Raw genomic sequence first — 26,020 nt, 5'->3', positions numbered from 1 at the left:
TATGGAAAAAGCACAAAAAACGGCTTCGGCAGTCCTTGCGACCGCCATTGCTTTAACCGTAAGTAATTATTTTGAGCAAACTGGCGCAAAAGATACGGTGTATTCAACCTCCGATGGTTTTCTATTTGAAAATCTAGTTTTTGCCAACAATCACGCCACCACATTGGAAGAAAAGAATGTTACTCCACACGCTAACGTGAATATTATGGAGGTTGTGGATGAGGAAGGGCTAACCGGGGATGGCTCTCAACTTTCTGCCGAACAATTAGAGCTTTTGAATAACGGTTTGGTTAAAGAAAACTACGCCCCATTAAAACAATTGGCTGATTTTCTAAAATTAGAAACTACTGACAAAAAAGCGGAAACTATAATCACGGCTTTAAACGCCTATAAAGAAACACTATAAAATTAATTAAAGCTTATGACACCACTAGCAAGCACCTCATTACAATCAGCACAAAGCCAAATAGGCGTAACGGAAATTCCAAAGGGCAGTAATTCAGGTCCCGAAGTTGAAATATATTTAAGAAGTGTCGGACTTGGAAAAGGGTTTGCTTGGTGTATGGCTTTTGTTTTTTGGAATGTGCTACAAGCCAGCGCCAAATTAAAAACACAAAACCCACTTAAAAGAACGGGCGGTGTTTTAGCCCAATGGAATGCCCTCGCTCCAACTCTAAAAAGTACTACACCAATGGCGGGAGATATTTTTATAATGGATTTTGGTAAAGGAATTGGGCATACTGGATTTGTAGAAAAGGTAGATGGGTTGGTTATCCACACTATCGAAGGTAACACAAACGATGACGGAAGCCGTGAAGGCCATTCCGTTTGCCGTAGGACTCGAAAAATTTCAAGCATAAAAGGATTTATCCGAATTTAAAAACACAAAGATGTATAAGACAATAGTTTTAGTATTGGTTTGTTTATGTTGTTTTTTGGCCTCCTGTCGCTCTACACGACAGGATAGCCAAAATAAAATCTCCACAACTGAAAGCTCAATTTTACAAAAAGAAACGTATCGTGATACTGTACTTTTTACCCCAAAGACCGAGACAAGTTTAAAAATTCCCGTCACCGAATTGGTGTTTAAATCGGGTTTAAACGGCATTTCAAAACCAAAAAAATTTACACAGAAAAACGGTAATGCTACCGCAAAAATAAGAATTGAACACGATACAGTCACGATCACGGCGACATGTGACAGCCTTGCAATTGTAGCCCGGATAAAACAAGAATTACAAAGGGAAATTACTACAACTGCCCGAAGCGATACCCAAAATAACACTAAAAAAACGGGGTATTCTTTTATTGACGTAATAAGGGCTTTTTTAGTTGGATTGGCAATAGGAGCGAGTGTAATCTTCTTTCTAAAAACATTTAAAATAATATGATTCCAAATATTAAGTTCAACATCTCTAGCAATGGTCTAGGGCTGCCACAGGCAGAAATTCAGAAGATCCCCGGATTCGTTTTGACGGGTGTAACCGTTGCGGGTGCTAATAAGGTAACGGTCGGGACTTCTTACCAAATATTTTCACTAGATGAGGCAATTAACTTAGGAATTACAAAAGGTGGCACGAATGATTTTGCATATAAGCAGATTGCTCAATTTTATACTGAGGCAAAAAAAGGAGCCGAATTATGGATTATGCTAGTTGCCTCTACGGTAACGATGGAAGATCAAGCGGACGTCACTAAGGATTATGCCCGAAAATTATTGAGTGACGCAAAAGGTAAAATTCGAATCTTAGGGCTTTTGAAAAAGTCTGGCACAACTGAAACTATCACGGAAGGTTTAGATACCGATGTACATTTAACGGCCGTAAAGGCACAAGCCTTAGCGGAAGACTTTGCTGACCGTTTTTATCCTGTTCGAGTATTGATTTCAGGTAATAAGTTTAGTGGTGTAGTTGCCGATTTGAAAGATTATGCAACAACCAACTTTAACAAAGTTTCGATTTTATTGGCAAATACGGACGGATCAAAAGAGGCGGCCATCGGTCTAGCTCTTGGGCGTTTGGCAAGTACGCCAACACAAAGAAAATTGAGCCGTGTAAAAGATGGCGCAATAGAACCTTTTGCGGCGTATTTCACTAATGGAATTGCGGTTTCAGTATTAGATACCGCTTGGAACGCTATCGACACAAAGAACTACATCTTTATGAGAAGCTTTACCAATTTATCGGGCTTTTATTTCACAGGGGATAAAACCTTGACATTGCCCACGGACGACTTTAATAGTTTGGCTAGAGGCTTGGTAATGGACGAGGGCGTTTTAATAGCGTACACTACTTTAGTGCAAGAATTGTCTGATGAAGTTCCAGTAACCGAAGCGGGCACGATACACCCCGCTATTACCAAAGGTTGGCAAAATGCTATTGAAGCTCAAATCAAATCGAACATGGTCGAAGCGGGCAAACTTTCGGGAGTGAGGGCGTTTATTGACGAAAATCAAAACGTTTTGCAAACGAACAACGTAAACGTATCCTTAAAATTACTTCCTGTCGGCTACTCCGATTTTATAACGGTAAACATCGGTTTTACCACAAAACTAGATTAGTATGAGCAATTATAGTAGTAAAAATTATTCATGGAATGACATCTCAATTGCCATCGGTGGGCGTATCATTGAGGGCATTGAAGACGTAGAATACACAGCAAAACAAGAAAAAAGCGTCATACGTGGTCGTGGCGGAAAAGGCCACAAAGTTGCACGAGGAAACAAGGACTTTGAGGGAAAAATTAACCTTTGGCAGTCCGAAGTGGAGGCAATGATTAAAGATGCCCCTAACAAAGATTTGTTAGCATTAAGTTTTGATATTATCTGGTCATTTGTTCCGGACGACGGCGGCGCAACTGTTACCGACGTATTGATAACTTGCGAATTTACAGAGTACAAAAAAGCGATGAAACAAGGCGATAAGAATATGCTTATTGAGCTGCCTTTTATCTTTTTGGACGTGAAATCACAACAATAGAAATTTGATAAAAAATGTAAAAACCATCCCGTTACTTAGATGGATGGTTTTTTTTTAAACAACAACAAAACAACAACAAACGCAATGCAAAAAATTGACGATACACAAATTCAAGAATGGAAAGAAAAATACGGTAGCGTTTACGCTTTGCCCGTAGAGGACAAAACAGCTTATTTGCGTGAGCCAAAAATGAAGGACTTTAAACGCGCATTTACTGCAATGCAAAATAGCGGTGATTTAGCCTTTGGTGAGGAAATGATCAACTTATTATTTATAGGTGGAGACATCGAAATCAAAACAGATGATAATTACTTTTTTCCCGCCCGTAAAGAGGTTAAAGAGTTTTTTAATTTCGATGAGGCGGAAATTACTAAGGATAAAAACAACTCTATTATTACCATTGGTGAGGCAGTTTGTAAAGTCAGGATTATCACTCGTGATGATTTGAAAATTGCAGAAAAGGAAAACCCAAGTGGAAAACCTTTTGTTACTCAAGAAAAATTGTTTGATAGAATTTGCTTTGAAAAGGACGAGGCCTTTAAAGATAGAGATAACGCCTCGCTGCGATTTCCATTATACCAAGCAATTGAGAAACTTCAAAATCAAAAAGTAGCAATCATAAAAAAGCTTTAGAGGAGGCGGTTATTGACATTAATGACGCCTCGTCTTTTGGTTACGTTACGCAATCAAATGAAAAATTACACATAGATTTTAGACTTTTAGATGCCTATTTGAGATACTACATGCACATTAAAAAACCTCATAAGTTGAGTGATTTGGATTGGTGCGAAGAGGTGCAAAACCTTCATTTTATTAGGACAAAAGAAAAAGAATCCTCACAACTTTAAGTTTATGAACGCATACGAATTTATCATACAAATGAAAAACTACGCCAGTAGCTCGCTTAATCAAATAGCGGCTAGTGTGGGTATGACAAACACTCGCGTGAACAGGTTGAATGCCACGCTTAGAAATACAGAGTCAACATCAGGCTCGTTTTTTTCGACCTTAAGCTCAGGCTATAAAAATTTGATTGGTTTAGTTGGCGCTTTGGGCATTTCACTAGGTGTCGTCGCCGGTATCTCGGCACTTTTTAATATGGGCGTTCAGATGGAACAAACTAATGTGAAGTTTGAAGTCTTGCTCGGTTCGGTCGAAAAGGCAAAGGTTATGCTCGGCCAATTAAACGACTATGCCAACGCCACACCTTATAGTAATGAGGGAATTATAAAAGGCTCGGAGACGATGCTTGGTTTTGGTATTGCCCAAGAGAAAATTATGGGCAACATGAGAATGTTGGGCGATGTTGCTATGGGTAATGAGGAAAAGCTAGGCGGTTTATCGCTGGTCTATTCTCAAATTATGGCAACCGGCAGATTGATGGGGCAAGATTTGTTACAATTGATTAACCAAGGTTTTAACCCACTTCAAGTAATATCTGAAAACACGGGTATCTCAATGGGGGATTTAAAGAAGAAAATGGAACAAGGCGCAATTAGCGCTAACATGATAGAAGAAGCGTTCAGGCTTGCCACTTCTGAAGGCGGGCGCTATCACGATATGTCAAACAAAATGGCAGAAACGGCGGGCGGTAAATGGAGCACGATGATCGGGACATTTAAAAATGTTATTGCTAAAATCGGAATATCATTTGCTAATTGGGTTTCCCCTTTAATTGATATAGGTGTAGCGGTCGCAAACAATATTATACCATTTGGCCACGCTGTTGCAGATGTAGTAAAATGGGTAATGGAAGCCAAACCATTGCTGTTTTTCCTTGCCGCACTGGTTACCATTTTGGGAATTTCCTTTATTGCCGCTAATGCAGGATTTTGGCTGTTTTCAGCTCAATTTGCTTTATTTGAAGCCCGTCTTTGGCTAGCTACTGCGGCACAATCAGCTTTCAATTTTGTAATGAGTATGAATCCTATTGCATTGATGGTTATAGCCATAGCGGCATTAATTGCTATCGTGTGGGCATGTTGGAATAATTTTGAGGGATTTCGAGGCGTGATTATGGGAACTTGGGAAGTTTTGAAAGGCTTTGGAAAGGCAATAAAAGATTATGTAATTAATCGTATTCAAGATTTATTGTCAGGAGTTACTGGAATCGGAAGCGCATTAATGGCATTCTTCAAAGGCGATTTTAAAAACGCTTTTGAGATTGGGAAAAAAGCCGTCGGCGACTTAATGGGGGTTGATTCTAAAAAGAAATTGATTGATGACGGTATTAAAGCCGCTAAATCTTTTTCTAAAGGATACAATGACGGTGTAAATATGAAAGCCAAGGAGGCGGGCGTTGAACCCGGAACAAAAAAAGCAAAAGTACCTGATTATTTAAAACAAAATAAGTCCGCCGTTTTTGCTGATTTGATGAATGACACATCTAAAAAGAAAAAAGACAAAAAAGGGAAAGACTCCGATAACATTGTTTCGGGCGGATCTAAGATGACCCACATCACAGTCAACATACAGAAGCTTCAAGACGACACTAAAATATTTGTAGAAAGTACTGAAAAAGGAATTGAACAATTAGGCGAAAAAGTGCAAGAAATAATATTACGTGCTGTAAATAGTGTTAATCAAATGCAAACGAACTAATGGCAGAATTTAATATAAAAGAATTACTGGTTCGAGCCTCGCTTGACTATGTCGGACCCGTTTTTCCTCTTTGGTGGAAAAAGAACCAATCGCGGTATAAGTTACCTGATTTGTTAGGCGTCAATGCTAAGCAGCTGCAAGGAGCAAAGTATTTTATGACTTTGAAAGTCTCGCACGGAGAGGACTCTTTTTTGTTTCCAAATGAGCCGATTGTATCTATTGGAATGTCGAAAACCATTGTAAAGACAGGAACGGTAGGAAAGAAAAAGAAACGATCCGTTAAAGAATATATTACAACGGATGACGAGGCGATTACAATAAAAGGAGTTTGCATTGACCTAAGTGACCCTGATAAATATCCGGCAGATCAAGTAAAATTAATTAATGATTTATTTGAAATAAACGACTCTATAGATATTGAAGATAATGCCTTTTTTGAACTGTTTGGTATTCGAAAAATAGTTCTTGAAAGTTTAGACTGGGACGAAATGATAGGCGAAAGTGGAATGCAAAAATACACGATCAAAGCCTTGGGAGATGATGATTTTTTTGCCGATTTGAATGAAAAAGATAAAGAAAAAACGAATTTATTGAGCTAATGTACGTACTGGACGGAAAAGTAGAAATAGGCAATTACATTTTTAATGCCGTTCATGGTATTGAAATTACGAAGTCGGTTGAGGAATTGAGCGACACGGCAGTTATTAAATTGCCTACCCGCTTTAAAATCCGTCAAAATGGAGGCCAAAAATTTACTGAGGAGGCGATAAAAGTAGGCGATAAAGTTGTGATTACATTGGCCTATGATGGCATTTATTCGGGTGTAGAATTTACAGGATTTGTAAAAAAGATTAGCCCAAAAATTCCAATTGAGATTCATTGTGAGGATTCTATGTGGTTATTGAGGCGAAAGAATATAAATAAAGTTTGGGGAAAAACAAGCGTCAAAGAAGTTTTAGAGGAAGTTATAAAGGGTACTTCAATAGAACTCTCCCGCTTTATGAAAGGTCAAGATATTCCATTAGACAAATGGATTGTTCACAACGCTAACGGTGCACAAATTTTAGAAAGTTTTAGAAAGGATTTGGCACAAACGGTATTTATAGATGACGAAGGGAAACTGTATGTCGGATTACAACAGTTGACCAATATCGGGCAAACAGTGGTGTATGACTTGGGCTATAATTTGGTTGAAAATAACCTTGAATTTAAAAGTAAGGACGAAAGACGGATCAAAATCAAATACAATTATATGAACCCGAAAACCAACAAAAAGGAAAGCTTTGAGTTTGGTGATATGGATGGCGAACAGAGAGAATACACAACCTCGGTAGTTTCGGATAAAAAGCAATTGGAGGCGATGGCTAATGCCGAACTTAAAAAATTGAAGTATGATGGTTTTGATGGTGATGTGGTTAGCTTTTTAGTTCCATTTGCCACCAGGGGAATGAAAGCTAAACTAATAGATGAAGAGCATTTGAACCGTGAGGGAAATTATTTTATAAAAAAAGTAGTTACCACATTTGGTATGGGGGGCGCAAGACGAAAAATAACATTAGGCAATAGACTGTAATGGAACAAGAATTAATTGAGGCATTTAGAAAACTAAAAAAAAGAGAGGTAGACACGTTTCCCGCCATTATAGTTTCAGTTGATAAAGAAAAAGGCACTTGTGTTATTGCCGTAGATGGATTGGAACTTCCAGATGTGCAACTTTCGGCTATTATTGATGGCAGTGATAAAAAATTTTATTTGTTTCCGAAGACTGAAAGCTCTGTTTTGGTTAGCCCTATAAATGAAGACTTACACCGCCTATATGTTGAGGAATACTCCGAAGTAGAAAGTTTAGACTTAAATATTGAGTATGTGCGGTTCCAAGTGGATCAATACGGTTTCCTTTTGCAAAAAGAAAATGAGACCCTAAAACAATTGATGGGCGATTTGATCGGAGCAATTAAATCTATGAGTTTTACAGTTGCGACAACAGGAACGGCGACGGCTCAAACGGGAACAACCAACACGCTAAATAACACGGCTCAATTTGAGGCCATTGAAAATAGGTTTAATCAGTTTTTAAAAGGGAATTAAATGGACGTAATTTTAAATAATATCGGACTTCTTTTAACCGCAATTGGTGGCACGGGGTTCTTTACTTTTTTGTTTACAAAAGGAAAATATAAAGTTGACGTTTTACAGGCAAAAGAAAATGCCGAAACCACGGCAATTGATAACGACGTAAAATTGTCCTCACACTACAAGGAAATTTTGGACGATTTGAAACAACGTTATGAGTCAAGGTTTAATGAGTATGACGCCATGATGCAACGTAAGGTTAATTTATTGGAGGAGGAAAATAAACTGAAAGACAGAAAAATAAAACTGCAACAAATTGAAATTGCAGAATTAAAACGAGAAAACCGACAATTGAAAGCTAATGCAAAAGCAAGTATTACATAACCAAAGTCTTTTAGACATATCCTTACAGAACAACGGAACGGTAATGAGTGTCTTTGAGCTTGCCCATAAAAATGGCATTTCGATTACCGAGGCATTAACACCAGGGCAAAATATTGAGGTTCCTGAAAGTGGTGCGATAGACACTACTATTGTCACTTTTTATCAAAATAAAAATCAAATTATAGCCACAGGGCTCAGTAACTCGGGAAACGAAGACATTCTACCAAGGCTCGGAATAGGAACAATGATTATAGGAACAACATTTATAGTAGAATAATGGCAAGAACGATACAAGTAATACAACAGCAAATTTTTGACGGCATTGCGGCTGATGAAAACTTGAGTGGGCTGAACTCCACAAGCAAAGTTGCCATATATCGCTTGTTTGCGTTTGTGGTTTCTTATTGCGCATGGACACTCGAAATTTTATTCGATACACACAAACTTGAGGTATCAGAAATTATAGGGCAAAAATTCCCGCATCGTGCCTCTTGGTACGGTTCAAAAGCCAAAGCATTTCAATATGGCTTTGACTTAATTCATGATACAGATCAGTATGATAATACCGGTTTTACAGATGACCAGATTGAAGCCTCCCGAATTATCAAATATTCCGCCGTAACACAATCAGCGGGGCAATTATTGATAAAAATTGCAACAGAAACTGCCGGTGTCTTATCGCCTATTTCAGTGCCTCAAAAAGCATCTTTTGATGCTTATATAAGCGAAATTGCTGATTGTGGCGTGAAATATCTTGTAGTAAATCATTTGCCGGACATCTTACTTTTAGAAATACAATTATTTTGTGACCCATTAGTATTAAATGATAAAGGCATGAGTATTTTAAACGGCAATTATCCCGTACAAGATGCGATTCAGGAGTTTATGAAAAATTTACCATTCAATGGGGAGATTATTCTTTTTGATTTGGAAACCAAATTAAAAACCGTTGAGGGCGTCAAAATTCCGAATTTAATTAGCGCAAAATCTCAGGCAATTAATCTAAGTACAGGACTTTACGAAGAGCCCGAGCCTATAGATGTAAAAACAATACCTGTTAGCGGTTATTTTACAATTCCAAATTTTGATAATATAAGTTATGTGGTATAAAATAGATTACGACAAGTTAGCCCTTTTGCTTTTGCCCACATTTTTACGCAGACCTATATTGTTCGCCTATATAAGATCATTAATTGCCCCAATTGCTACTTTATATTACCAGTGGGCACAAATGCGCTCTGAAAATATAAGAACGTTATCATATAACGGCCAAAAATGTTACTTACGAAAGGCATTGAACGATAAGTTCGGCAATAGTTCCGGCCGAATAACAATAAGCGATACGGCACAAGTAAGCCAAGATTATTTATTTACAAAAAATGAGCTTCAAGATGTCTTTTTAGGCGTAGTGCATCTCGAACAAGATTTTAATTATATAGATGGTTATGTTGATTTTTTGGTTAATGTACCTGAACCAATTTTGAGCGAACGACGAAATGAAATAACAGCTATGATCGACTTTTATGTCTTAGCCGGTAAAAGCTATAAACTTATAAAAATATGAATACTATTAATTTTAGTGAAGTAGGAGGTTTTCCGATGACTACAAATATTCTCGGAAAAATGCAGACATCGTATTTATTGACGAGTGCCTTTGGAAACATCATGGGCGATAAATCTATAATTTCCGGTTGTACTGCTGCAGGTTCAAACACTACTGACGGTGTTGTTTTTTTCAACAATGAAGTCTTTGAATTTCGTGGCGGATTAACACAATCAAAAGTTGTCATTAAGGAAGAAACTGAAAAGTTACTATTTCAAAACAATACTTTAAACCCGGTTATTAAAACACGCTATGTCACTTTTGGAACCGGCATCGGCGCAATTGAATGGGCAGAATTCAAAAGAGGTTTTCCAACGAAAGATATAGGTTCCCTAATCCAAAGAATTGAAGAATTAGAAGCAAGACCAAAAGTTGGAAATATACCAATTGGATTAATTGCGATGTGGCAGCGCCCGGCAAACGAGATTCCGGAAGGTTGGGAAGAAGAGACTTTATTCAAGGGCAAGTTTCCGAGGGGATTTGACGCTGACGATTCCGGAGCTGATGTGGTAGGGAAAGTTGGTGGTTCGAAGGAAAAATTGCTGAGCGAAAGCGAATTGCCGGTAATTAGCCCTATAAATGGAAAAGGAATACAAAAAGGGGGAGAATTTGGAGGTAGTGGTGGAATTACTTTGGCTGACAACGGTACAGGTGATTACCCTCCGGGCTCACTTATAAAACCTTTTGGGGGTGGCCAACCGTTTTCGATTTTAAACCCTTATAGAATTGTTCATTTTATAAAATACGTAGGATAATGGGATATAAAGATAATATGAAACCGTGGTTTCAAACGGGAAAAAGACCCGAACAAAGTCAATTTTTTGCTTTTTTCGATTGGATTTGGTTCAAAGATGAAAAAATTCCTGCCGATAAAATTGAAAGCTTGCAAGAGTTACTAGATGATAAAGTTGATAAAGAAGTTTTTGACGCTCATAGTGCGGCAAATAATGCTCATAAAAGTTTATTTGATAACAAGCAAAGCTTAAATGAAAAAGGACAAGCTTACGGTTATGCACCATTAAACGGAGCCTCAAAAGTAACAGCTAACTATTTGGACATAGTAAACGATTTCACTACAGGTGGTACTACTAAATTAGCGAGTAGTGAAACTGTTAAAACTCTTTTTGAAACTAAGGAAGATGTTAGTAACAAAAGTTTGATAATTACGGCATCTTCAACCAATGATGATTACCCGTCCTCAAAATCGGTTTTTGATTTTGTTAATCAATTTGTTAAAAGTGAAAATATTTTACCGGTAACAAATATTATAAACTTGGTCGAAAACAAGAAGTTAGTTCCGGGTAATTATTATATGTTAAATGATTTTCAAACCATTTACACCATAAACGGCTCGGATTCTGCGCCACCAACTTATAAAAGAGAAATTACCTCATTTGTTTCTAATTGGGCAACTATGGATGTAGGTTATGATTATGATTTAATTGTAGGTAAGCTTGTAACAATTACTAAACTCCCAATTGGCTACTCAGGAGCATTGGCGGTCGGCCAAACTACTACAGTTTCAACAATGTCAAATAATTTCTATTTCAGATTTGCAAATGGTATGCAAAATGTAGTTGGACTAAAATTTAGTTTTACCACACCAAGATACACAAATGGAGTTATTGATAATTTAATTGTTAATGATGGAAATGGCAAGCCAGTAATTCGTCCGGGAGGTGTTTTAAATACCGAAGTTCATAATGGTACAGCTTTCATGGATATGACGGCGGCGGAAAATTTAGGAGTACCTTTTGAATCTTTGATTTTAAAGGCAAAATCTACTAACGAATTTGAATTTGAAGGAAAATCAGCGACCTACCCTGATGATGTGATAGAATACCGATTGCCATCAACCGGAAGTGTTGCGATAAAAGGCGAAATTCTTAGAAGATACAATAATGTACTTAATATTGATATACGGGATGATTGGAGGGTAAAACGTTACCGTCGATGGAAAATTGACGGTAACTCAATACTTAAAATTTTGAATCAAGATCAGGCCGTAACCTCATTAACAGGCTTTGCAGGAGTTTATCAATTTACAGCAACAAAATCAACAACATCAACCCTTGAACGATTTTATATTGCCGCAGATCTTGACTCACTCGCAAAAGCAATTGATGAAAATACAAAAGTTGTCGATTTTAGAATGACTGTTGCTTCAAATTCAGCAGCTAAAGATTATACTATAATTCCTTTAGACGCATTGCATTATCCAACTTCTGTAAAAATGATGAAAGTCTCAGGAGAATTTGAGAATACTGTGATTCAAAACAACCCGGGAGAATTAAACTATGATACAGAGATCGACGCGGAGGATATTTTCAATTCAACTTTTGTGTGTTCGGTTAAAACGACAGGAACTCATATTAAATTAGAAAATAGTTTGTTTCTCGACACTTTGAGTATTGTGTCAAATACTAAGTCGATAATTACGCTTAGAGAAGTGAAATTTTTGAATTTTGTAAATATAGAGCAGCCAATAGGTTTTCAAATGATTAGCACGGTAATAGGTGCTAATTCTAACAATTACAATGGAAATCCATTTCCTAATGTAAGGTGGATGAACCTTTATTACCCGAATTCATCCAGTGTATATAATTGTTTATTGGGAGGTTCAACACCATACCTGAGTTTTAGCAATTCCTTATTAGTGGATTGCACACTTTTTGTTTATCATAGTCCGTCAGGATTGCTTACCGCAGAAAACAGTAAAGTATCTTTTAATTTTTGCACAATGAAGTCGATGTCGATCTTCAATCGAGCTCGTTTGATCAATAGTGTTTTTGATAAAATAATTTTCAATATAAACACCACACCGGCTAACACCGCACAACGAGATTTGTATGTTAATAATACTGATTTAAGGGAAACGGTTGTCAAATACAATAAAACTTCAAGAAAGTTGTATTATGAAACACAAGATGCAAATGACGTAGTAACAATAAACACATTTGCCTTGCCTACGTAAAATTTATTCTTAAATGTATTCCAGAGGAAGGAATAAAAAAAGTCCTCCAAACTAATAATACTTCCTACGGTAATTATTTTTCATTAGCAATAAAGCCACAGTGTTCGGAGGACAAAATGTCTTCTGAGCTGTGGCTTTTTGCGTCATGTTTAATTACTGTAGGAAGTACAAATATAATCAATCATCAATCAAAATCGAATGGAAAAAAAGAAAATTTTTAAATCAGCTCCTTTGCCTTTTATGGGACAAAAAAGAAAGTTTTTAAGTCGGTTCAAATCTGCATTACAAAACTATTCACCGACAGCAACTTATGTTGATTTGTTTGGTGGTAGTGGCTTACTTAGTCATGCTGTAAAGTCAGTTTATCCAAATGCAAAAGTAATTTTTAATGATTACGATAATTACAGAGAACGACTTTCAAATGTAGATAAGACCAATCAACTTGTTACAGAATTAAGGTATTTACTGAAAGATTATTCTAAAGACAGTAAAATAATAGGCGATACAAGAAAAAATGTCTTAGATTGCATTAAACAAGCTGAAAAGAAAGGGTATGTCGATTATATAACACTTTCCAGCAACCTGATTTTTAGCATGAACTATGTTAAGACATTTGAATGCCTAGAAAAGGAAACAATTTATAATAGAATAAGACAATCAAATTATGATACAACTGGCTATTTAGATGGCATTGAAGTCACAAGTCAGTGTTACAAAACTCTTTTTGTAACTCATAAAGATAAACCTGAAGTAATATTTTTGGTTGACCCGCCATATTTGTCAACAGATACTGGAACATACAAAAGTTTTTGGAAACTACGTGATTACTTAGACGTTTTAAATCTACTTGATAATACAAAGTATTTTTATTTCACATCAAACAAATCATCGATCATTGAATTATGCGAATGGATTGAAACGAAAACTCCAATGAGTAATCCTTTTGCTGGTGCTTATACAGAAACGATGAATACAGCGGTTACTTTTCAATCAAGTTATACCGATATAATGATCTACAAAACATAATTATTGTTGATTTTGATACAATTTGAGACAATCAAATTTTGCAAATTGTAAAGTTTCATTATTAATTTTGCGATAATAAATATTTTTCATTATGACATCATCAGAAGAACTAGCAGTTGATGCCCATGTACTTGAAGCATCGAATTTACGAGTGACATCGCGAGGTTATAATGCGCTTAAAAGGCTTTTATCAACAGGAAATTTATTAAGCAAATCTTTAGGAGAAGATTACGGTATTTTTGTTGATTTCACTAAGGTCTTGGATTATCTACCTTTAGAATATCAGTTTGTTCCGTTCGGCTTAGAGCTAAAAGAGCACGCTAAAATTCATTATCTTCAGAATATGATGAATAGTAAAATTCGAGAGGTTAAACAGTCATATAACTACAAACCCCAGCAACTAGGAAAAGAGGAACGTCCAGAGGCTAGTGGATGGACAAGAACAAGAGAGAAAGATGTTTAAATAGTGTTTAAATCAAAATTAAAAAGCCAGTATAATACTGGCTTTTTAATTTAATTCCCCACAGACTTCAAGTAATGACTATATTTGCAAAAAAATGGAAATTTCGTTTCATAAAGTAGGAAATTTTGATTTTGCGATTATAAACGGTTTGCAGTGCTTTATTGATCAAGCCAGTTTTTAAAGTTATTGATTTCCTTTTTGCTGATAATTATAGGATCAGTTTCTAAGGGAGAAGTGGTAAGTTTCAATTCTATTTTTTGATTAGAATGTTTGATGACTTCTTTTATAATGTTTCTGTTTACAATGTATTTGCGGTTAACTTTAAAGAAAATCACCGGATCCAGATTGTGAATAATATCGGTAAGTGTATTGTTGTACAAATAACTATTCCCTGAATTTGCATAAATAAAAAGATGTTTACCGGAGGCTACAAAATAGGTGACATCATTTTCGTTGATCGAAATAAGTTTATAACCGTGATTGACCAAAAAGTGGCGCTGTACTTTACTGGTTTCAGGATTTTCGATAGCAACAAGGGATTGTATCGTAGCATCGCTATTGAAAGTGTTTTTTATTTTTTTGAACTTCTCGAGTGCTTCCAATAAATCCTGCTCTTCAAAAGGTTTCAGAAGATAGTCGATTGTAAAATGTTTGAAGACCGTTATCGCATAAGAATCGTAGGCGGTAACAAAAATAACAGGGCAGGCGATCGTGGTTTTTTCGAAAATCTCAAGACTTTTTCCGTCGCCGAGATGAATGTCCATAAAGGCCAGGTCGACAGGATTTCCTGTAAAAAAAAGAACGGCTTCTTTTACGGATTTTAGAATAGTGATTTCCGTTATCTGTAAAATATTTTGCTGCTCTAAAATAGATTTCAGAAAACTCGATGCAAGATACTCATCTTCAACAATGGCAATTTTCATCTTCTTTTGAATGTAAGGTTAATGATGCTTCTGTATCAAAGAAGCTGGTATTTGGCTCTGCAAATATATTAGTTACGCTTAATAATTAATAAAATTGGATTGTTTTTTTATCGAAATTTTTAAGTGATTCTGTTTTATTGTCAGGAAGATAAAAATTGATAAGGATATTTTTATTTCTTCCGTTTTGAGCAAAAAAAAAGTCCAGCTTTGAAACTGGACTTTTTAGAAAACAAATAGGCATTATAGATTGGGATTATTTAATCTCGCATTTGCCGGAAAAAGAATGGTATAACGCGGATCGTTTTGTATTAGAGTGTGAGTTTCACCATGTAAAGTGTGAACGATTTGTTTTTGAGAGGTTCTTCTCAAATCAAACCAACGTTGTCCTTCTACAGCAAACTCACGTTGTCTTTCTTGTAAAATTAAAGTGTTTAAATCTGTAGCATTCATTGTATTGATTGCAGTTTCAAGTTGTGTGTATCCAGCCGCAGTATATCTGTTTTTGATAAAGCTTAATACGATTGTTCTGGCATCGGCAAGTTTATCTAATTTTAATAAAGTCTCTGCTTTTGTCAAATACAATTCAGAGGTTCTGAAAGTACATTTTTGGTCGATATTGGCTCCTTTTTGAATTTTGAATTTACTTCCGCTTGCTACAAACAAAAGAGGGAAACGTAAATCTGCTGTTCTGTTGTAGGCTGTCAGTAAGTCTGTCGAAGCATAAGTAGCACGTTGAAGACCGGTCATATATCCTTCTTCTAAAGCTAATATAGATTCTTTTGAATCGTATTTATTTGGAAGGACGGGAGTTGCTTTTAAGTCAACAAGATTGTTATTAATTACCAAGGCTTTATTAGCAGCATCCAAAGATCTTTGCCATTGTTGCATGTACAAATAAAGACGGCTTTCGAAAGCATATAAAGCAACTTTAGAAAAACGGTAATTAATACCTTTTGCCTGAGTGTCTTTGTTAATTAATTGCCCTGCTTTATCAGTATCAGAAATAATTTGATTGTAAATTACTTCAACACTTTGAGGTATGTAAACCTGCTCTAAGTCAATTTCAAGCGCCAATGGAACTCCTTTGTCTGATGCAGCAGTTGTAGGATTGTAAGGTTTTCCGAAAAGGTTAATCAAATCAAAATATGCCATTGCTCTTAAAGCATAAGCTTCTCCTATTAATTGATTTTTTTCAGGAGAATTATCTAGCTTAGAGGATGCATCATTAATGACTACATTGGTGTAAAAAATAGTAGTATATAAATCCTGATAATGAAAAGTTTGTGTAAAACGATCCGGGTTAGCATCGTTCCAGTTATAAATGTCTTTGTAGAGATTGATTTCATCTCCAAATTCATCCATAATTAATTCGTCAGTACGAACTGCAGTTAATGATTTGTGCTGTGGGTAAGTGTTGTATCCTCTGGTCAGAAGGGCACGATATTGATCTAATGTTTCCGGAATAACTCGGCCCATAGGGGTAACATCGAGATAATTATCACAGCTTGTTATTGCAAGTACTGCAACAAAAAGGGCTATATATTTTGAGAATTTTTTCATCTTTAAATTTTATTAGAAAGTTACATTACATCCTAAAGTGAATGATTTAGGAACAGGTTGCGCATAAATATTTCCGAAGGTTTCCGGGTCAAAGTAACCTTTGTAATCAGAACTGATTACGAATAAGTTTCTTGCCTCAACATTAAGTCTGATACTTTGAATGTTTATGTAATCTGTAAATGTCTTTGGGAATGTATATCCTAAACGAACACTGCTTAATCTCATATAACTCATTTCACTGGTCCATGTGTCTAAGTAGTTCATTGTAGGTATTGGATTCCTTGTCGAAAAATATTGGTAAGCCATCCATGAATCTCCTGTACCTGATGTCTTGCTCGTAATTCCAGGTAAGTTAGAAGAGGTATTTGTCGGTGACCATGCATCTAAGATATCTCTGCTGTAATTTTGTCCTCTGTCAACTTGTGTTCCGTTGTATGGAGGAGTTCTTGTAACAGTCTGTTTGATATTAAAAGAAGCAGCGATGGCAAGATCAAAATTATTTACTCTAAAGGTATTTGTTAAACCTCCTGTAAACTTAGGATCTCTGTCTCCTAAATAAACAAATAAGTCTCTAAATTCAGTCGGTGTTAATTTTGAGTCAGCAAATTCTCCAGGAAAGAAATCTCCCCAAACGTCATATAAACCAAAGAAAGTTTGAGCATTTACAGTTTCTCCTTTTTTGTTTACAAATAACGGATAACCATTTTCGTCAATACCGTTTGTTTTAAAACCAAATACAGCGTTTACAGCGTAACCTTCCTGATTTGGTAAGAAACTATTGTCTCTTACAGCCAGACGATCTACGTTACTTTTGTTGTGAGAGAAGTTAATACTTGTATTCCAAGAAAAGTTTGGACGGTCGATATTTCTTGTAGATAAAGTAATCTCGAAACCTTTATTACTTACTTGTGCCCAGTTCATGTTAGTGAACTCAAAACCATTTTCTAATGGAAGTGCTTTCAGACCAATTAAGTCTGTACTTTTTCTTCCATAGACATCAGTTACAATGCTGATACGGTTGTTAAATAAACCAAGGTCCATACCGAAGTTGGTATTTTCTGTTTTTTCCCAACGCAATTTATCATTTGGAGGACTGGTAACATTAATAGTAGGCTCTGCTTGTCCTGGAAGGATAATGGCCGTACTGTTTGTACCTACTACATAAGGAGAAGTGTTTTTGTCAATATTTCCTTGTAAACCATATGAAGCACGAAGTCTTAAGTTAGAAATCGTTAGATTGTCTTTTAAGAAATCTTCTTCAGATACTGCCCATGAAGCAGAAGTCGACCAAAGCGGTAAATATTTGTATTTTGGATCTACACCAAACAAATCAGAACCATCATATCTAACACTTCCAAAGAAGCTGTATTTTCTGTTGTAGGTATAAGCAGCCGTTGCAAAGAATGATGCAAAAGCATTCTCGTTTTTAGATTTAGCGTAGGTTCTGTAATCTGATTCTTTAGCCAAACCAGCATTTGGGAAAACAATTTGCTGTGTAGTTAAATTGTTCTCATCAAAACCAAAACCTTTAGTAGCGATCGTTGTGTTGTAATTTCTTCTTAATTCATTACCAACCATTGCTTCAACTTCATGTTTTCCTCCTAAAGTTTTAGCGTAACTCACCATTGTTTTCAGGTTGTACTGGAAAAAGTCTGAGTTGGTGTTTTGGATAACACCACCAACCGGAAGAAAATAAAGTTGATTACCACCACTGAAGTAACTCGTTTTTTCTTTTAAGTTTCTTGTATAATAAGTGTCTTTACCGGCGAATTTCTCACTAGCGGTATTGTCTAATTGTAAACCTAATTGACTTGTTACTTTTAAACTTTTGGTAAGTTTGTATTCAGCATCAAATAAGGCTTTTAAGGCTCTTGCTTTTAATTCGTAAGAAGTGTTTTCTCTTTCTTCAATGAAATTAAAAGGTACTCGACGATCTGAATATCCTGCAATATCCTGATCGTATTTGTAGCTTCCATCAGCATTGTATGGAGTTAAGTACGGGTTTACGTTTCTGGAGTACGTTGACGGACTTGTAAAAGCGTAAGAATCTGTTAAGTAAGAGGTAGTTATGTTTTGAGAACCAAAAATACTAACACCCACTTTGAATTTGTCTGTTATTTGGTAATTGTTTTTTAAGGTTACGTTATAACGCTTGAAACCAGTTCCAATAGTAGTTCCTTTTTCATCATAATAACCTAGCGAGAAGTAGTAATCAGATTTTTCTCCACCACCGGATAAACTTAAACCGTGCTGCGTATTGATAGCAGTTTGGTATAATAAATTACCCCAGTTTGTATTGTTGCCTCTTAAACTGTTGATCGATTGTTGTGTGTTTGGGCTCAAAGAAGAGAATCCACCGGCTCTGAAAGCATCTAATTCATTCGATCCGTTAAGGATACGAGCTATATCACCACCGGTGTCTCTATACGTTAAATCTGAACGTCCTGCCATATAAAGTTCTAAATCTACTTTCTCAGAAGAATTCATCAAATTCAATTTAGAAAATTCAGGTCTTTGTGTAATAAAAGTATTGGTATTAAAACTTACCACCATTTTACCGGCTTTACCTTTTTTGGTAGTTACTACAATTACACCATTTGCAGCACGTGCTCCATAAATAGCTGTTGCAGCAGCATCTTTTAATATGGTAATATCTTTAATATCGTCAGGGTTTAAGCCTGCAATAGAATAGTTGTTTAAAACATCAATATTGTCTTTGTCAAAGTTTTTAGGAATATCATTTCCTTCTAATGGTAAACCATCAAGTACCCATAACGGATCTTGTGCACCACTTAAAGAGGCAGTACCCCTGATTCTGATTTTTGCAGGTGCTCCCGGTGCTCCCGATGGTGTGCTAACAGCAACTCCGGCAATTTGTCCAACTAATAACTGGTCAATACTCGAAACCCCTGTTTGCTGGATAGCAGACATGTCAATTTTTGTAATGGCAGAAGTAAGCTTTCTTTTCTCAATTTTTTGGTATCCTGTTACCACAACTTCTTGAAGTTTTGCAGTCTCAGATTTTAAACTGATTGTGTAATCTTTTTGAGATGGTGATAATTCTAAAGTATAAGAAGTATATCCCATAAAAGTAACTCTCAGGGCAGTAACATTTTTGGCTATTCTTAATTGAAATTTACCATCAAAATCAGAAGTAGTTCCAATTGTTGAAGTTTGAATGATTCCCGCCATAGAAGTTTTGTTGGAAATCGAGTTGTTTTCGACGAAAATAGAAACTCCTGGAATTGGAGATTTATCATTTTCATCGAGTATAATTCCCGTAATGGTTCGGGTTTCCTGCGAGTATCCTGCGATGGCCAGGAGTAGCAGTAAGGCATGTAAAATTTTTTTCATGTTTTCGGGGGTTATTTATTAAAAGGTTGTGTTACTTAATGCTTTTTCAATTCTTTGTATCAAATCGCTATAATGATTTTGTGTCGATTGATCTCCGGTATTCTTTTTACTTTTTATAAGTTGAAGTACTTTTGCAAGCTCTCCTTTTTTATCAGAAGTGACTTCTGTAACTCTTTTTAAGGATGATTGGTTGATGTTACGGGACATTTTTTCCTCCTGTAGAGAAGTACATAAATGTGGCATGCTTAAGGTTTGTAGTACCTCTATTGTTTTTTTAGGTTCTGTTTTTTCAAATAATTTGTTTGTTGAAACAATCAGCACATCTACATAGTTTTTTTGCGTCATACGTTCCAGAATCGATAATGATTTGTTTAAGATCGTTGGTGCAAAAACCTGTTGGTGTATTTTTCTGAATAACTCATTTACCGTAAAAACTTTTTCTTTGGCTTCGTTACGCTGATACAATTCGTTTTCAGTAATTCTCAGTAAACGGTCATCGCTAAACAAATCGTACATAATGCCATATTGCAATTCTCTTGACAAGGTATACGGCGTATATTCGTAAGGCCCCAAAGGAGAATCTTTCAATGGATTTGTTTTATCTAATATTGGATTAAAAAACAACCATTGTGGAATCGTAAGTACATTTTTAACCAAATAATCTGCTGCTCTTTTTTGCATCAAAGCAGGAACTGGAATATAACTTTGTTTGTTATCACCATGTACCGTTACATTTAGATAAACACCGCCAATATTGTTTAATACATGACGGTTGTACATTTGCCATTGACCAATAGTTCCGATATATAATTTGGCAGTTTCATAATACGACTGATCTTTATCGTAAGTCCAGTTTAAAATATTATCAACTACACGTTTTAAGTTCTTGATACCATATTCGCTGGCTTTAACAGCATCGTTTCCTAAATCTTCAGATTGAGAACGTGGGTCAATTAAATTTCCTCCATCTTGTTGCTCACCATAAAAATAGATCGGATCGTTTTGGTGTAAAGCGATTATAGCATTCTGTTTTAACTTTTCGTTCTCGTTGGCAGCGTACCATCTGTATCCCCATTCGATAGCATATTTATCATACTCACCGATTTTTGGAGTGATAGCGGTAACATTATCTTCCGGCTGTGCTACGTAATTGTAACGGGCATAGTCCATAATAGAAGGAGCAGTTCCACCCATTTTTGCAGTGAATTCTTTCGAACGTAACGACTCAACATCATACGCAAAAGAAGAACCCATATTGTGTTTCAGTCCAAAAGTGTGACCTACTTCGTGAGAGGATACAAATCGAATGGCTTCTCCCATATGTTCATCACTAAAAGTATTTCCTCTTGCTTTCGGGTCAATTGGTCCGGTTTGTATGCGCATCCAGCTTTGTAAAGAAGTCATTACATTATGCCACCAGATAATATCAGCTTCAATTATTTCACCACTTCTCGGGTCAACAACTGATGGTCCCATCGCGTTTGATTTTTGCGAAGCAGCATACGTAATAACCGAATAGCGTACATCATCTGTATCAAAATCCAAATCGTCAGCTGTTGGTTCTTTGGCAATAATGGCATTTTTAAATCCGGCTTTTTCAAAAGCAATTTGCCAGTCATGCACTCCGTCAATAATATATTTTCTCCATTGTTTAGGAGTCGATGGATCGATATAATAAACGATTGGTTTTTGTGGTTCAACCAATTCCCCTTTTAAATAACGTTCTTCGTCTTCTTTTTTAGGCTCTAATTTCCAGCGGGTAATTAGTTCTTTTTCCAACAATGCCTGTTGAGCGTCGGCAAAATACCAGTGTTTTTCTGAGAAGTATCCAATACGCTCATCAGAAAAGCGTGGTTTCATTGGTACTTTATCCAACAAAACAATATTACTGGTTACGCCAAGCGTTACAGATAATGCAGGGCCACCTTCACTAACAGAAGTGGTTAGCTGCGATTTTACCACCACATTTTTAGGAAATGATTTTAAGTTTTCGATATAAGACAAGTCTGATTTTACAGAACCTCCAAAGCTGATATTGCTCAGAACATCGTTAAAACTTTTCTGTTTACCATCAAAGATTTTATTGACTTTAATGACAACCGAAGTCGAATCATTGTTTTTGGTTTCAATGTCAAAAACTTCGATAATTGATTCAGAAAAATTGTCTTTTACCGAAGCTGTTATGACATCTTCTTTTGGAGAAGTGACTTTAGGAACGTATGACTTTACCCATACCTTCTTTGCAATTGTATCTTTATAAAAGCGAATTACTTTATTTTCATAATTCATTCCTTTGTTTAATCCGGCGTCATTTACTTCAAAAGGAACCTGGGATAATTTGTTTACGACAAGAAATTCTCTTTCAAATAAACTATCCTGGATTTCAAAATAAACATCAGTCTTAACTTGAATGATATTGAATAGTCCCTTTTTTACAGTTCCCTTTTTTACAAGGTCATTGTATTTTTTTCCTTTTTTAGAAGAAGTTGTGTCTTTTGCTGTTTCGGTAGTGTTTTCTTTTTTCTTATTCTTTTGCGAATAAGCAGAAATCGGGCCTAATAAAAATAAAACTAATACACAGATTACTTTTAAATCAAACAGGAGTGCCTTTTCCCTCATTTTGGTGTTAATTTTAGGTTAATTTTTGCTCGAAAATATTTGTTTTTCTAACGAAAAAAAAGGGAAAGGGAGTGAATGGCTTGTTTTTAGGAGTGAATGTCGATTAAAGGCAAAATACATACGAAATTATCCTCTTTTTCTGAGGCTTCAAAATCACTTTTAGCATAGTGATTGTAAATACTCTGGAGGTAATTTAATCCAAACTGAGTACTAGGTTCTACATGCTGTTTTTTCTGCAGATTGTTGGTAATAATAACTTTATCTGCCTTAATAACGATTTTGGTGCGCAACGGAATTTCGTCTGTAGCCATGTTGTGTTTGATGGCATTTTCAACCACAATCTGAAGTGCTAAATAGGGAAGGCTTTTTGTTAAAGCAGCTTCATCTTCTATTTCGATAGAAAATAACAACTCTTCCTTAAAACGGGTTTGTTGCAGGAATATATATTTTTCGATAAATAATAGCTCCTCCTTTAATAGAACTATATTTTTTTCAGGCGGGTCAATTAAGTAACGATAAATACGAGACAGGTTTAAGGTAAATTTCTGTGCCGTTTTTACATCGCTGCCAATTAACATATAAAGTGAGTTGAGCGAATTGAATAAAAAATGCGGATTTATCTGCTCCTTCAATTGTTGGAGTTGAATAAGGGCCTTCTCTTTTATTATTTTTTCATTTTCAACCAACAAGGTATTCTTTTCCTTGATTACGATTTCTTTTTCTTTATAAGCCCTTCTGTTGGCATAAGTAAAGAGATAGAAAATAAAAAGAAGCATTATCGTAGTAATCGAATAGATAGAAGTTGCGTATTTTTTTATAGAAGTAACATCTTCATCAATAACATCTTTTGGAAAACTCACACAAATAAACCATTTAGCGCCTTTTATATCCATTTTTTTAGTAAAACGAATGACATCCAGTTTTAAGTATTCAGAAAGAGTAGTGCGTTTTACATAATCGCTTTTTTTAGTGAAAATAGTATCAGAGGACTGAATAGAAGCAATATCATACACATTTTTGCCTATGAAAGAAGTTTCGGGATGATAAATACATTTCCCTTTTTCGTCAAATATAAAAGCGTAATTAGACGTCGTGACATCTATGATCGAAAAATAATCATGCAATAACCTTAAGTTCACGTCGTAGCCATAACGAACAATGGTTCCGTCAGGACTAATTGATTTGAAATAAATTCTCCAGGCCCAGTCTTTTCCCTGCGGAACAATGGTGTTTATATGTTGCGCAGATTTATTGGTGGCCGTAAAATCACGAATATCCTTTTTTAAAGCTGCAGAGGTCGTATCATTCTCAAAGTGAATTTGACCGTCATTAATCTGAAACCAATTATTAGTAACCAACGAATCTGTTGCCTGAATTGAACTCAATACTTCAAGATTCGATAACAGATTTTTAGAGCTGCTGATTTTTAGAAGATGTTTAATCTGCATTTCATGTTCCAGAAGCTTTGAAAATTCCATCGTCATGATTTCCTGTTTTTTAACAAAATTCCGACTGGCACTTAATTCATTTGTTTTGTTGGTAAGATCTGTAATCAGGTTACTAATAAAGTACACCGAAATCACGGTAACTAAAATAGAGATCGTGCCGTAAATTAAAAACGCTCGTCTGGAGGTGGTATTGCTAAAACTGAATTTCAAAGAAAATGTATAATTTGTATGTTAATGAGAAAATTAATTTGCGACGGCAAATTGCGAATCGTACAGGTTTTTGTAATACCCATCTGTTTTGCTAAGCAGTTCCTGATGTGTTCCTTCTTCGACAATTAGACCTTTGTCCATTACTACAATTTTGTCCGCATTTACGATAGTCGCCAATCGGTGCGCAATGATAATTGAGGTTCTTCCTTTTGTAATGGTTTCTGTGGCACGCTGAATCAGTTCTTCAGAATACGTATCAATCGACGAAGTGGCTTCATCTAAAATCAAGATACTCGGATTGCTGACATACGAACGTAGAAAAGCGATTAATTGACGTTGTCCTGATGAAAGCATAACGCCACGCTCTTTAACATCAAAATCGTAATTGTCGGGCAGGCTCATAATAAAATCGTGAACGCCAATTTTTTTGGCCGCATCTAAAACCTGCTCCCGCGTAATTTCGGGATTGTGTAAGGTGATGTTGTTGTAAATTGTATCGGCAAATAAAAACACATCTTGTAAAACCACGGCAATTTGTTTTCGCAAGGAAGCCAAAGTGTAGTTTTCAATATTGTGTCCGTCAATGCAAATCGTTCCGCTGTTAATTTCGTAAAAACGATTCAGAAGATTGATAATGGTTGATTTTCCTGCTCCCGTCGATCCTACAATCGCAACAGTCTGCCCTGAGGCAACCGATAAATCAATTCCTTTTATAACTTCTTCTTCCGGGATATAACTAAAACGGACTTCTTTAAATTCAATGCTTCCATTGAAAATAGGAGCCTCAAGCGTTCCGGTATCCTGAATATGGTCTTGTGTGTCTATGATATCAAAAACACGATTGGCAGCGATCATTCCCAATTGCATCTCGTTAAATTTATCCGCGATCTGGCGCAATGGGTTAAACAACATTCCGATAAACATGGTATATGAAAATAAATCCCCAAAAGTGGTAAAATGATCTCCGTTTAAAATTCGGAATCCACCATAAACGACAACCAATCCTAAAGTAATCGAGGATATAATATCGGCAATCGGAAAGAAGATCGAGTTATATAATATGGTTTTGATCCAGGCAACTTTGTGTTTGTTGTTGATTTCTTTGAAATTTTCGGCTTCGATTCTCTCGCGGTTAAAGAGCTGTACAATCTTCATTCCCGTAACACGTTCCTGCACAAATGAGTTCATGTTGGCAATCTGCGTACGAACTTCTTCAAAAGCCACCTGCATTTTACGTTGGAAAATTCTGGTGATGTACACAAGAATTGGCATGGCAACCACTACGATCCAGGTTAGTTTCCAGTTCATATAAAACATAAAAATCAATACCACGATCATTTTCATCAGATCACTGATGATCATAAACAATCCCTGACTGAAAATACGGGCGATAGATTCGATATCAGATACAGATCTGGTTACTAATTGTCCCACCGGAACCAAATCAAAATATTTCATTCTGAAACTCAGAATGTGTTTAAAGAGTTTGGTTCGAATGTCTTTTACAATATCCTGTCCGAGCCAGTTGGCCCAGTAAACAAAATAAAACTGAGAGAAAACTTCCATCAGTAAAACCACTCCCATTAATACGATATACATTAATAAACCATATTGGTCGTGAGTCTTGATATAGCCGTCGACCGTTTGTTTTAATAAGTAGGGACGCAGTGCTGCAAAAACAGACAACGAAACAGCAAATATAATAACGCCATAGTAGCGCCATTTGTAAGGTTTGGTATATTTTAGAATTCGTTTGAATAAACGGGTATCAAATGCTTTTGCTTTCATTTTATTTTGGAGCTAA

Annotated in this window: 24 protein-coding genes; 18 read left to right on the top strand and 6 right to left on the bottom strand. The window is 36.0% G+C overall.

Features of this window, described 5'->3' with window-relative positions; translation table 11 throughout:
- Position 1: 1 nt before the first annotated feature.
- The 18 genes from LNP23_RS20085 to LNP23_RS20000 all read left to right on the top strand — a co-directional run bounded on the left by LNP23_RS20085 (position 2) and on the right by LNP23_RS20000 (position 14,102).
- Positions 2–406, top strand: coding sequence for a hypothetical protein (locus tag LNP23_RS20085; protein WP_230002605.1), 405 nt, complete (start codon positions 2–4; stop codon positions 404–406).
- Positions 407–421: 15 nt separating this feature from the next.
- Positions 422–880 carry a CHAP domain-containing protein gene (locus LNP23_RS20080; protein WP_230002604.1) on the top strand — a complete coding sequence of 153 codons (459 nt, stop codon included), beginning with the start codon at positions 422–424 and terminating at the stop codon, positions 878–880.
- Positions 881–890: 10 nt separating this feature from the next.
- Positions 891–1,391, top strand: coding sequence for a hypothetical protein (locus LNP23_RS20075; protein ID WP_230002603.1), 501 nt, complete (start codon positions 891–893; stop codon positions 1,389–1,391).
- Positions 1,388–2,560: a DUF2586 family protein gene (locus LNP23_RS20070; RefSeq protein WP_230002602.1), complete on the top strand. Its 1,173-nt coding sequence runs from the start codon at positions 1,388–1,390 to the stop codon at positions 2,558–2,560. Before LNP23_RS20075 ends, LNP23_RS20070 begins: the two co-directional genes overlap by 4 nt.
- Position 2,561: 1 nt before the next feature.
- Positions 2,562–2,978 (top strand): hypothetical protein, encoded by a 417-nt coding sequence (locus LNP23_RS20065; protein ID WP_230002601.1) that lies wholly within the window; start codon positions 2,562–2,564, stop codon positions 2,976–2,978.
- A gap of 84 nt (positions 2,979–3,062) precedes the next feature.
- Positions 3,063–3,611 carry a hypothetical protein gene (locus tag LNP23_RS20060; protein WP_230002600.1) on the top strand — a complete coding sequence of 183 codons (549 nt, stop codon included), beginning with the start codon at positions 3,063–3,065 and terminating at the stop codon, positions 3,609–3,611.
- Positions 3,612–3,830: 219 nt separating this feature from the next.
- Positions 3,831–5,579: a tape measure protein gene (locus tag LNP23_RS20055; RefSeq protein ID WP_230002599.1), complete on the top strand. Its 1,749-nt coding sequence runs from the start codon at positions 3,831–3,833 to the stop codon at positions 5,577–5,579.
- Positions 5,579–6,178 carry a DUF6046 domain-containing protein gene (locus LNP23_RS20050; RefSeq protein ID WP_230002598.1) on the top strand — a complete coding sequence of 200 codons (600 nt, stop codon included), beginning with the start codon at positions 5,579–5,581 and terminating at the stop codon, positions 6,176–6,178. The genes LNP23_RS20055 and LNP23_RS20050 overlap by 1 nt, the downstream gene beginning before the upstream one ends.
- Positions 6,178–7,152 (top strand): late control protein, encoded by a 975-nt coding sequence (locus LNP23_RS20045; RefSeq protein ID WP_230002597.1) that lies wholly within the window; start codon positions 6,178–6,180, stop codon positions 7,150–7,152. Before LNP23_RS20050 ends, LNP23_RS20045 begins: the two co-directional genes overlap by 1 nt.
- The gene (locus LNP23_RS20040; protein WP_230002596.1) at positions 7,152–7,667 is read left to right on the top strand and encodes a hypothetical protein; all 516 of its coding nucleotides are present in this window, start codon (positions 7,152–7,154) and stop codon (positions 7,665–7,667) included. The genes LNP23_RS20045 and LNP23_RS20040 overlap by 1 nt, the downstream gene beginning before the upstream one ends.
- Positions 7,668–8,036, top strand: coding sequence for a hypothetical protein (locus LNP23_RS20035; RefSeq protein ID WP_230002595.1), 369 nt, complete (start codon positions 7,668–7,670; stop codon positions 8,034–8,036). It abuts the gene before it with no gap.
- Positions 8,014–8,313, top strand: a complete 300-nt coding sequence (locus tag LNP23_RS20030) for a hypothetical protein (RefSeq protein ID WP_230002594.1) — start codon at positions 8,014–8,016, stop codon at positions 8,311–8,313. The genes LNP23_RS20035 and LNP23_RS20030 overlap by 23 nt, the downstream gene beginning before the upstream one ends.
- Positions 8,313–9,146, top strand: coding sequence for a nucleotidyltransferase (locus LNP23_RS20025; protein WP_230002593.1), 834 nt, complete (start codon positions 8,313–8,315; stop codon positions 9,144–9,146). Before LNP23_RS20030 ends, LNP23_RS20025 begins: the two co-directional genes overlap by 1 nt.
- Positions 9,136–9,600, top strand: a complete 465-nt coding sequence (locus LNP23_RS20020; RefSeq protein ID WP_230002592.1) for a hypothetical protein — start codon at positions 9,136–9,138, stop codon at positions 9,598–9,600. The genes LNP23_RS20025 and LNP23_RS20020 overlap by 11 nt, the downstream gene beginning before the upstream one ends.
- Positions 9,597–10,394 (top strand): hypothetical protein, encoded by a 798-nt coding sequence (locus LNP23_RS20015; protein ID WP_230002591.1) that lies wholly within the window; start codon positions 9,597–9,599, stop codon positions 10,392–10,394. Before LNP23_RS20020 ends, LNP23_RS20015 begins: the two co-directional genes overlap by 4 nt.
- A complete protein-coding gene (locus LNP23_RS20010; RefSeq protein ID WP_230002590.1) occupies positions 10,394–12,613 on the top strand; it encodes a hypothetical protein in 2,220 nt (739 codons plus the stop codon). The genes LNP23_RS20015 and LNP23_RS20010 overlap by 1 nt, the downstream gene beginning before the upstream one ends.
- A 198-nt stretch (positions 12,614–12,811) precedes the next feature.
- Positions 12,812–13,639, top strand: coding sequence for a DNA adenine methylase (locus tag LNP23_RS20005; protein ID WP_230002589.1), 828 nt, complete (start codon positions 12,812–12,814; stop codon positions 13,637–13,639).
- A 91-nt stretch (positions 13,640–13,730) separates the two neighbouring features.
- Positions 13,731–14,102, top strand: a complete 372-nt coding sequence (locus LNP23_RS20000; protein WP_230002588.1) for a hypothetical protein — start codon at positions 13,731–13,733, stop codon at positions 14,100–14,102.
- Between the two features lie 158 nt (positions 14,103–14,260).
- Here LNP23_RS20000 and LNP23_RS19995 read toward each other — a convergent pair whose 3' ends face one another.
- The 6 genes from LNP23_RS19995 to LNP23_RS19970 all read right to left on the bottom strand — a co-directional run bounded on the left by LNP23_RS19995 (position 14,261) and on the right by LNP23_RS19970 (position 26,004).
- Positions 14,261–15,025, bottom strand: a complete 765-nt coding sequence (locus tag LNP23_RS19995; protein WP_047773561.1) for a LytR/AlgR family response regulator transcription factor — start codon at positions 15,023–15,025, stop codon at positions 14,261–14,263.
- Positions 15,026–15,265: 240 nt separating this feature from the next.
- On the bottom strand, positions 15,266–16,585 hold the full coding sequence (locus LNP23_RS19990) for a RagB/SusD family nutrient uptake outer membrane protein (RefSeq protein ID WP_230002587.1): 1,320 nt from the start codon (positions 16,583–16,585) through the stop codon (positions 15,266–15,268).
- 12 nt (positions 16,586–16,597) lie between these two features.
- On the bottom strand, positions 16,598–19,939 hold the full coding sequence (locus LNP23_RS19985; protein WP_230002586.1) for a SusC/RagA family TonB-linked outer membrane protein: 3,342 nt from the start codon (positions 19,937–19,939) through the stop codon (positions 16,598–16,600).
- Between the two features lie 18 nt (positions 19,940–19,957).
- A complete protein-coding gene (locus LNP23_RS19980; RefSeq protein WP_230002585.1) occupies positions 19,958–22,558 on the bottom strand; it encodes a zinc-dependent metalloprotease in 2,601 nt (866 codons plus the stop codon).
- 86 nt (positions 22,559–22,644) lie between these two features.
- Positions 22,645–24,216: a histidine kinase gene (locus tag LNP23_RS19975; protein ID WP_230002584.1), complete on the bottom strand. Its 1,572-nt coding sequence runs from the start codon at positions 24,214–24,216 to the stop codon at positions 22,645–22,647.
- A 33-nt stretch (positions 24,217–24,249) separates the two neighbouring features.
- Positions 24,250–26,004: an ABC transporter ATP-binding protein gene (locus LNP23_RS19970; protein WP_230002583.1), complete on the bottom strand. Its 1,755-nt coding sequence runs from the start codon at positions 26,002–26,004 to the stop codon at positions 24,250–24,252.
- Positions 26,005–26,020: the final 16 nt, after the last annotated feature.

Source organism: Flavobacterium cupriresistens, from assembly GCF_020911925.1.
Taxonomy (GTDB): Bacteria; Bacteroidota; Bacteroidia; order Flavobacteriales; family Flavobacteriaceae; genus Flavobacterium; species Flavobacterium cupriresistens.
The sequence above is the reverse complement of the archived record's forward strand: the minus strand, read 5'-3'. Positions and strand labels throughout refer to the sequence as shown.